Annotated in this window: 1 protein-coding gene; it reads right to left on the reverse strand. The window is 60.3% G+C overall.

The window, feature by feature from the left end; all coding sequences use genetic code 11:
• Window positions 1-252: 252 nt before the first annotated feature.
• Window positions 253-1293: an IS110 family RNA-guided transposase gene (locus tag CV103_RS13065; RefSeq protein ID WP_107395178.1), complete on the reverse strand. Its 1041-nt coding sequence runs from the start codon at window positions 1291-1293 to the stop codon at window positions 253-255.
• Between the last annotated feature and the right edge of the window lie 78 nt (window positions 1294-1371).

Raw genomic sequence — 1371 nt, forward strand, 5'->3', positions numbered from 1 at the left:
CATGTGTGGACACCCCTTCGGTCAAGGCCTGATTTGATTCTGATGAACTCCGGCAGAGTGCTCACATGTGTCCGGCCTTGATTTCGCAGTTTGAACACTGCGAGGCCCTGATGAAGTCCGCGGATCATGGTCCCTACCAAAAAAGCGCATACGATGATGCTGCCACGCGATCGGGTTTTCCTGATCCCCGGCTCGAAGCCGGTTCTCATCAATATCAGTGCACGCCTTCTCCGAAACGCCTGACCCTATGGGTCAGGCGACTGCTGCAGCCAGTTCCGGCTGATAGTTCATTTTCCTCGCCATGACGGCCCAGGCGATCCGCGCCATCTTGTTCGCCAAGGCGACCGTGGCGAGCCTGGGGGGCTTTCGATCCAGAAGCTTTTTCACCCAGGCATAGAGCGGCGTCGGCTGCCCGGAGCGCACCCGCCGCAATACCGAAGTTGCGCCGAGCACGAGCAACACGCGGATATGCCGGTCGCCGGCTTTGGTGATCCGCCCGTTGCGCTCCTTCCCGCCTGAGGACGACGACCTCGGTGTCAGACCCAGCCATGCGGCAAATGCGCGGCCCGACTCGAACAACGACGGATCGGGCATCGCTGCGACAATGGCGGTGGCCGTCACCGTCCCGACGCCGGGAACCGATGCCACCCTTCGGCTGGCTTCACTCGTTCGGTGCCAAAGGCGTAGCTCTCGCTCGAGCATCCTGACATGCTCTTTGATCTTCTCGATCTGCTCAGCATACATCGTGACGACGGACCGAACGAGTGGCGTTATCCCCAGCTCGTCGCCTTCGCGCCCAAGGACGCGGCCGACGAGCTCGGGAATACGCTCGATTCCCAACGGCGCGACGATGCCAAACTCAGCAAGGTGGCCGCGCAAGGCGTTCACCAGCATGGTGCGTTGCCGGATCAGCAATGCCCTGGTCCTATGGACGGCTAGCACCGATTGCTGCTCTATCGTCTTCACCGCTACGAACCGCATGGTCGGCCTGGTCAGCGCTTCGCAGATCGCCTCGGCGTCGACGACGTCGTTCTTCCCGCGCTTCACGTACGGCTTCACATACATCGGGTTCATCATCCGAACCTCATGCCCCATGGCGCTCAGTTCGCGTGCCCAATGGTGTGCTGAACCGCACGTCTCCATGCCGATAAGGCAGGGTGAAAGCTTCTGGAAGTGGGCGAGGAAATCTCGACGAGCCAGCTTCGTGCTGCTCACTTCGCCAGTCTCGTTGTCGATGGCGTGCACTTGAAAAACCCGCTTCGCGATATCGATACCGATCGTCAAACCCGTCATGTCACCCTCCGATAGATAGTTGATAGGGACCAAGATCCGCAGCCTGCGGCTGAAGGTTGGGGGTGTCCACAACATCAA

Source organism: Edaphosphingomonas fennica (assembly GCF_003034225.1).
Lineage (GTDB): Bacteria > Pseudomonadota > Alphaproteobacteria > Sphingomonadales > Sphingomonadaceae > Sphingomonas_E > Sphingomonas_E fennica.

Excerpts from the sequence above, each read along its gene's own strand:
- CV103_RS13065 (WP_107395178.1), bottom strand. The coding sequence starts at position 1,293 with ATGACGGGTTTGACGATCGGTATCGATATCGCGAAGCGGGTTTTTCAA.